The sequence below is a fragment of the Gemmatimonadota bacterium genome (genome assembly GCA_026706845.1).
In the GTDB taxonomy this organism is placed as follows: Bacteria; Latescibacterota; UBA2968; order UBA2968; family UBA2968; genus VXRD01.
On sequence record JAPOXY010000261.1, the window covers coordinates 1 to 7,613 of the forward strand.

Sequence of the window (7,613 nt, forward strand, 5' to 3'; positions counted from 1 at the left end):
GCTGGCACATTGACCGATCCCCTGATTTTTTTTCAATTCGCTCTTGCAAAGGGCTAAATATCGGGTGTGGGATTCGATAGTGCCACAGGAGAAGCGTCTCTGGGCAATGAAAGGATACACTTTGACGTGAAAGTCGTACCCGATAGAGATGAAGTGCTGGCACTGTTTGGCAGTTTTCCCATTACAGGTACAGGTGATGTGCACTTGCGCGCTCTGTCTGAGGGGATCGGGTTGAGGACGCGCCCGAACTTATCGGATGAAAAAACAGAATTGGTCGGAATAAAACGATCCGAGAGATTGACATTTGGCACAGCCTCAAACGCGTTTTTTGGTGCCGGTGAGGGAATTTCAGGGATTTTATCGTTCGACCTGGAGGCGCGTGGTCGTTTTGAGCAACCGGATATTCAGGGAGAGATCGAAATTCGAGACGGGGTATTCCACTTGTCCGATCTGAATCGATCTCACGCACCTGTTTCGGGACGTGCTGTAATTAGCGACGGGAAAATTCAGCTTGACAGTCTTGTGATTGGGCCTTCGGCGAATCTTTCCGGCGATATAACGCTTGAGGGGTTTTTGCCGAGCAGATGGGATTTGTCTGCACAATTCCGCGGTTTTGAACCGGTTGCCCGTCCAGAACTACAACTCGTGACAGACGGTCAATTGCAGATAACAGGAACGCTGCAAGGCATCAAAGTTGAGGGTAAACTGGCGATGAAACAGGCAGAGATTCGCCTGGCGGAATTGCTCGGAGTACCGAGCCTGGCGACGAAACAGGCGGAGATTCGATTGACGGAATTGTTTGAAGAACCGAGCCCGGAAATGCCGACATTTCTGAGGGACCCGGAAATAAACCTACAAGTGTCTGCTGACAGACAGGTGTGGTTGCGCGATCCGGCCTTTGAGGTCGAAATTGGGGGCGATCTGGATATAATAAAAAATCGCGAAGATTCGCGTATTTACGGCACGATGTCGAGCCGCCGGGGCAATTACATATGGCAAAACAACCGCTTGCGTATTACACGAGGTGAAATTCTATTTCGAGGCAGGCCCGACTGGAACCCCGATCTGGATATTCGCGCCGAGACGCGCGTGCGCGCTGTGATTACAGAGGGCGCCAGGCCTGAGCCTGTTGATATTATTGTCACAGTGGGGGGGACATTGACGTATCCACAGATTTCGTTTGACATTGAAAGCGATCAGCCACTTGGAGAGGATGTGGGGAATATTGCATCTCTATTGTTGACAGGCAGACCGGCTGATCAATTTCAATTTTCCGGCGAACACACGCTGGATCTGGTTGCGGGGGTTGTTGCAAATCGCCTGGGGCGCCACATTGGGCAAAAATTGCGTCTGGATCTGGTAGAGGTCGATATTGGCGAGGACAATCTCCCCAGGATTCGATTGGGCAAGTATATTGGTGACAGGTTGTTTATGAGTTATGCACAGGATTTTTCGAGCACGGCTTATGAAGCGGCGATGGAGTTTGAGATCTTCCCAGAAGTGATAGTGGAGGCGAGTCAGATAGAAGAGGTGAATGTAGATACGAATAATCGACGCAGACGCGGATCGATAGGGTTGTTCTGGAAGAAGGAGTGGTGAGAAGAAAGAGGAAATACAGAGAAAGAAACTGTCGTCCGAGATTTTTCGGGCGGCAGTTTTTTTATGCGGTAATTTTCAATAGTTCAGCCACTTCTTCTGATGTGCGGTATTTGCCATCAAAAAGTTGGATAAGATAGAGTTGATAGGTCAGGTAGCGTCCCAGAATGATCGTGTGGTCTTCACCGGCGAGGTGGCGTTGCCAGAGTTTGGAGGTGTGAGATGTGTTGTATAGAATATGATCGCACAAATTTTTACCCGGCGATTGGCGCAACCAATTCGCGTAATCGGCAAAGGTCTGGGGCGTGCGGTTTTGCAATCCGGAGAGCCCCCGCAGAATTTTGACGGTCCAGGGAGAACGGGATATGGGGAATCCCGTGGCCTGATAGGGAATATTATCGAAATATTCGGGAAAGGTATGAAGAAGCATTTGTCGGTAGAGGCGATTGTTGGCTTTTTGTTGCAGGGGAATAGAATAGAGAAATTCCTGCACCTGATTGTCCAGGAATGGCAAGCGGTATTCGAGGCCGTGCAAAAGTCCCAGACGGGGACCGTGAATGGTGAACCCACGCATGCGCCAGTCTATGTAAAAAGCGTGTGCCGATCCCGCTTTACTAAATGCGGTTTTGAGGTGTTGGGCCGTGTTGCGATCTGCCTGGATGTGTAGCTTATTTTTCAGGTAAGCCGAGAGTCCGTTTGGATGAAATAGATGGCCTGCGCCTGCCAATCCATCGCCGCCTGCGCCGTTGAAGCAAATATCACAGGCTTCTTTCTGTTGGTCGAGATGTTCAATGCCGTGCATGTGGAGCAGATCGAGCGCGCCATCGGCATACCACAGGCCATAGATTCTCGGCAAGAGCCAATTTTGACTGTGAAGAGGAAAGACAGTGTGTGGTGCGTTTTTTACGGATGCGGCCTGGGCTGCAATGCGAACATCTGCGCTGTCGGGATGACCGAATGTGAAGATTTGAGGCGTACCGGGCAGGGCGGCGAGGATCGCACGCGAATCGAGACCACCGCTGAGGGCGAGACCAGTTCGTCCTGTGGTTCTCTGTTCTACGGCAGTGCGAAAGCGTGTGCCCAATTCCCGTGCCAATTCGCGTTGGTCGTGATACCCCGTAAGGGGAGCAATTTCATCCCAGGACCAGTAGCGTCGCTGTGTAAGGCTGCCATCTGAGATGCGAAATGTCATTTGCGTTGCAGGAGGCACGGGCGTGATGTCTTTGAGCCAGGTGTGATCAGAAGGCAATTGTCCGGTAGAAAAAAATATGTCGCGAGAAACGGGATTGATCACAGGCGAAAATTCGGGAAACACGAGGAATGCTTTGGTCTGAGACGCCCATGCAATGCGATTGCCCAGGCGCGTCCAGTAGAGCGGGCGCAAGCCATAGCGATCAGTGATAATGTGCAATTCATTTTTGTGCGTATCAAAAACCACGCCGGCAAAAATGCCGTCGATGCGGTTCAAGTGTTCGCGTTCGCCCGTGATAGATTGAATCAAAAATTCGGGATCAGAGGTCGCAGAGCGAGCCAGCGCAGCGCGGTTAAAAAATTCACCGTCGAGATAGGCAATATGTCCCGTTTGTGTCTGGCAAATTGGGGATGTAGTACGCCAATCTGGCGCGAATGCAACGCCTGCAATATGCGGGGCAAAGACGATTTGGTGCGCTTTTTGATGTACGACAAGGCCGTCTGCCATGCGGGTGAGCGAGTAGGTGAGTTCGCGAGGGGTAAGAGGCGATTGGGATATGAATCCTGCGAGCATAAAAAATACCTGTCTGAATACCACTTCATCCGGGATTAGATTTAGTCAATATAAGAAAAACTTTATTATTTCACTTTTCATTTTTCGTTTTTATAGGTACAATAAGACAGTCCTAATATCATCGCATTTAACCACAGAGGTTGGAATGGCAGAAAAAAACTACAAGGTTCGCGCAGCGCATTGTAATTGGCGGGCGTCAGAGGAAGAAATATACCGGACGTTGCGCCGCATTACAAACCCATTGCATCGGTCGTGGGAAAAGCTGGAGAAAGCCGATCGGATTGTGATTAAGTTCAATATGATGAAGCTCCACAACCGCATTATTTACTACATGGGACGGCGGCGCGAGTTGGTCGATGATATGGTCGCACGCGCTGTTTTGCGCTTGTTGCGAGAACGAACCCGTGCGGAAATTATTGCGACGGATACCAATCCCTATACGCGCGAACATCTGATGGGTGAGGATTTTAATTACGCGCATATTTTGAAAGAATACGATGTGGGATTTGTCGATTCAAATGCGCCGCCGTTCAAACAGTATGATGTGCCGGGTGGCGGATGTATGTTTGATCGCTATACGCTCAGCGCGTGTTTTGAAGGGGCTGAGGTGGTTTCTGTGGCAAAGATGAAAAATCATCTGTTTATGGGGGTTACGCTTTGCATGAAAAACCTTTTTGGCCTGCCTCCAATCACGCTGCCACACGGCCGTGTGAGATCTTATTATCACCACTTTATCCGCCTGTCTTATGTGTTGCCCGATTTGGGATTGATCACCCAACCCTGTCTGAATATTGTGGATGCACTAACCGGGCAATGGGGTAGAGAATGGGGCGGGCAGGGGCGTATTTGTAATGCGTTATTAGCCGGTGACCATGTAACCGCTACAGATGCTTGTGGTACCCATTTGATGGGGCACGATCCCGCATCTGATTGGCCTAACCCGCCATTTCGGCGCGACCGCAACCATTTGTTGATCGCAGGCAGACGCGGTTTTGGTACGGTTGATCTGCGCGAGATTGATTTTGAGAGCGAGGTATTCGCGCCTCTGGCCGAGTTTGATTCAGAGCGCACAGATAGCGAAAAAATTGTGGAAAGCTGGCGTCGCACCACCTGTGAGCAGGCACTGCTTTACCAGGACCGTCAGCGGGATATTGTTGACCGATATCGGAATAAATTTATCTTTTTACAAGATGGCGATGTGGTCTGGCACGGTGCAGATCCCGCCAATTTGGGCAGCCGCAGGCAGTTGAGCGGAAAGAAAAAGGATCAGGGAATGTGGCTTAAGCTGGTCGATCCCGAAGAGACCGAAGGCGAACGCTTTGAGACTTATGAGGCGTGTTTGAGAATGACGGGATAAATCTGCTGAGATAGTGCAAGAGATATGGATATTTTGCAAACTGATACGGCCCATGTCTGGGCAGTGGATTTAGAGCGCGAGACATTTGATGGTCATATATTGACCGAGACGCTATCGGCAGATGAGTGGATGCGCGCCGACAGGTTTCTCTTTGAAAAGCACCGGGCGCATTTTGTTGCCGCACGGGGATGTCTGCGCGCGATTCTCGCCAAATACATGGAGTGCAAGCCAGGTGAACTGGCTTTTTTTTATGGCGAACACGGCAAACCCGCTCTGGCATCCCCGTGGGACAAATCCCAATTGCGATTCAACCTGAGCCATTCGGCTGGACTGGCCCTTATTGCGGTTTCTCTGCGCTTTGACATTGGGGTTGATGTTGAGCACCTCAGTCGCAAGGTCGGCCATATGCAGGACCTTGCGAAACGTTTTTTTGCACCTGGTGAATACAAGCGGTTGCGCGCGTTGCCGCGAGAAGAACAACGTCGGGCTTTTTTTCATTGCTGGACGCGCAAAGAGGCATATCTGAAAGCTGTGGGCACCGGTCTTGTTCAGTCATTAAAAAATTTTGAAGTTAGTTTGGGACGCAAGGCAAAATTGTTGTGGATAAAAAAAGGCAATGTAGGGGATTGGACGCTGCGACACCTTGAACCTGCGAAGGGTTATGTCGGATCGGTGGCGATTGCGAAAAAAGATGTTGAGGTGAAGATAGTGAAACACTTTATGCACGACCTTTGTCTGAACAATAATGGTGCAAACGCGAAATGCAGGGCCGTATCTCTGTAGCCGCCCGATGCAGGAGCAAATAATGGATCGTTTACTGGACAATGGACATAGTTTGAATTGGTTGAAACACGCTTTGCCCGAAGGGGAAGATGAACTTATCCGGGTGCAGACCGATCTGGATGAAAAAGGCGACTTTGGAAATCAGTGGGTAGTGGTGACGCGCAATCGCGTACTGGTGCGGCAAAATGGCGCGATTGCAGATATTCCTATTTCAGAAATAGAACTGGCGCGAACAGAGGCTCTGGTGGGCGGTGCGCGTCTGGAAATTCATCGAAAAAATAAGCCGACCATTCATGTTCCGTATTCCCTGACGCAGGCACAAAAATTTTCGGAGACCACGCGAGGGATTGAGCAACTGCGCAAGGGGCAAGAATTTTTTATCAATGCGCATCTGGATCGCACAATCTGCGAATCGTGTGGTAGGCTATTGCCCGAAAAAAATGGGATATGTCCGGCCTGTTTAAACAAATTTGCAACGTTGGGACGCATTGCATCGTATTTGAAGCCCTACAAAATACGCGCGATTGTGCTGGCTCTGGCGTCTATTGTGACGACAGTTGCCGAGTTGATTCCGCCTTACGTGACTAAGCTCATTGTCGATGATGTATTGGTGCTGCCCGAGGGTGTAGAGGCGCTGTACGACGAACGGCTCAGCTTGCTCGGCTGGCTCGTGCTGATTCTGGTGGGTATCCGGCTGCTAACCTGGGGGGCAGAATGGGCGCACGGTTGGACAGTTACGTGGCTTTCCGCACGGGTGACGGCGGATATCCGCAGCCAGCTTTACAGGCGTTTGGAATTGCTATCCCTGCAATTTTACGACAAACGGCAAGTTGGCGCAGTGATGTCCCGCGTGACGACCGATAGCAGTCGTTTACAGATGTTTTTGGTCGATGGATTGCCCTATCTGGTGATCGAAGCGATGATGTTGCTGGGGATTCTCGCCGCGCTGTTTATGATGAGTTGGTCACTGGCTATTCTGGTGCTGATTCCCGTTCCGTTAATCATGATCTGGGGGTATGCGTTTTATCGGCGGATGCGGAAATATTTTACCAGTTGGATGCAGTCCTGGTCTGACACTATGGCGCGGGTCAATGAAGCGCTCACGGGCATTCGCGTGGTGAAGGCATTTGCACAGGAAAAGCAGGAAATCAGGGTGTTCAAAAGGCGCAATGATAAATTGACGCGCATCGGTATTACTACAGAGGTCAACCGGGGCATTTTTTATAAAACGATGACCCTATTGACCGCGGCCGGCGTGATTATTGTGTGGTATTACGGGGGTCTGGAGGTGATCGATGGGGAGTTAACGCTCGGCACTTTGATGGCTTTTTACAGCTATATGATGTTGCTCTACGGTCCCCTGGAATGGTTTGGGATGGTCAATTCCTGGATGACGCGCGCAATGGCCGGTGCAGAGCGCATTTTTGAGATTATCGATACGCCCTCCGAAGCGTATCAAGATCCCAATGCCGTGCCAATGCCGCATATTGAGGGTCGCTTGAAGTTCAATGACGTCACGTTCGGATACGACAAGAGTAAACCCGTGCTTCACGAAATCAATCTCGATGTCAAACCGGGAGAGATGATCGGACTGGTGGGAAAATCCGGCGTGGGCAAGACGACAACGGTAAATCTGATTTGTCGGTTCTACGATGTTGACCGCGGCAGTATTGAGGTCGATGGGGTGAATTTGCGCGATATTCGGCTGGAGGATTTGCGGTCTCAAATCGGCATTGTGTTGCAAGAGCCGTTTCTGTTTTCGGGCAGTATTGCAGAAAATATCGGCTATGGCAAGCCGGGCGCGACATTCGATGAGATTGTGAAAGCGGCCAGGGCTGCCCATGCACACGACTTTATCGTGACAAAACCCGATGGCTATGATACGCTTATCGGCGAGCGCGGAGAATCGCTTTCGGGAGGTGAACGGCAGCGCGTGTCCATTGCACGGGCTATTTTACACGATCCCAGAATTTTGATCTTAGACGAGGCCACGTCGTCTGTTGATGTGCAAACGGAAAAACGCATTCAAGATGCGGTTGTGCGATTGGTCAAAGGACGCACGACTACTTCTGCCCGCAGCACGCCGTCCAGCTCGTCTTCGAGCCCGACTCG

General features: G+C 50.7%; 5 protein-coding genes. 4 read left to right on the forward strand and 1 reads right to left on the reverse strand.

All coding sequences use genetic code 11. The features are described from left to right. Window positions 1–66 precede the first annotated feature (66 nt). Entirely contained in the window at window positions 67–1,599 is a 1,533-nt protein-coding gene (locus tag OXG87_22845; protein ID MCY3872393.1) for a translocation/assembly module TamB, read from the forward strand. 61 nt (window positions 1,600–1,660) lie between these two features. Here OXG87_22845 and OXG87_22850 read toward each other — a convergent pair whose 3' ends face one another. Then, window positions 1,661–3,361 carry an asparagine synthase-related protein gene (locus OXG87_22850; protein ID MCY3872394.1) on the reverse strand — a complete coding sequence of 567 codons (1,701 nt, stop codon included), beginning with the start codon at window positions 3,359–3,361 and terminating at the stop codon, window positions 1,661–1,663. 145 nt (window positions 3,362–3,506) lie between these two features. Here OXG87_22850 and OXG87_22855 point away from each other — a divergent pair, with 145 nt between their 5' ends. From OXG87_22855 to OXG87_22865, 3 genes are all read left to right on the forward strand, one after another. Next, a complete protein-coding gene (locus OXG87_22855; protein MCY3872395.1) occupies window positions 3,507–4,718 on the forward strand; it encodes a DUF362 domain-containing protein in 1,212 nt (403 codons plus the stop codon). Window positions 4,719–4,742: 24 nt separating this feature from the next. Continuing rightward, on the forward strand, window positions 4,743–5,501 hold the full coding sequence (locus tag OXG87_22860) for a 4'-phosphopantetheinyl transferase superfamily protein (protein ID MCY3872396.1): 759 nt from the start codon (window positions 4,743–4,745) through the stop codon (window positions 5,499–5,501). A 22-nt stretch (window positions 5,502–5,523) separates the two neighbouring features. Further along, the coding region (locus tag OXG87_22865; protein MCY3872397.1) for an ABC transporter ATP-binding protein at window positions 5,524–7,613 on the forward strand (2,090 nt) is incomplete at its 3' end.

Coding starts and splice junctions, on each gene's coding strand:
- OXG87_22850 (MCY3872394.1), bottom strand. CDS start 3,361: ATGCTCGCAGGATTCATATCCCAATCGCCTCTTACCCCTCGCGAACTC.
- OXG87_22855 (MCY3872395.1), top strand. CDS start 3,507: ATGGCAGAAAAAAACTACAAGGTTCGCGCAGCGCATTGTAATTGGCGG.
- OXG87_22860 (MCY3872396.1), top strand. CDS start 4,743: ATGGATATTTTGCAAACTGATACGGCCCATGTCTGGGCAGTGGATTTA.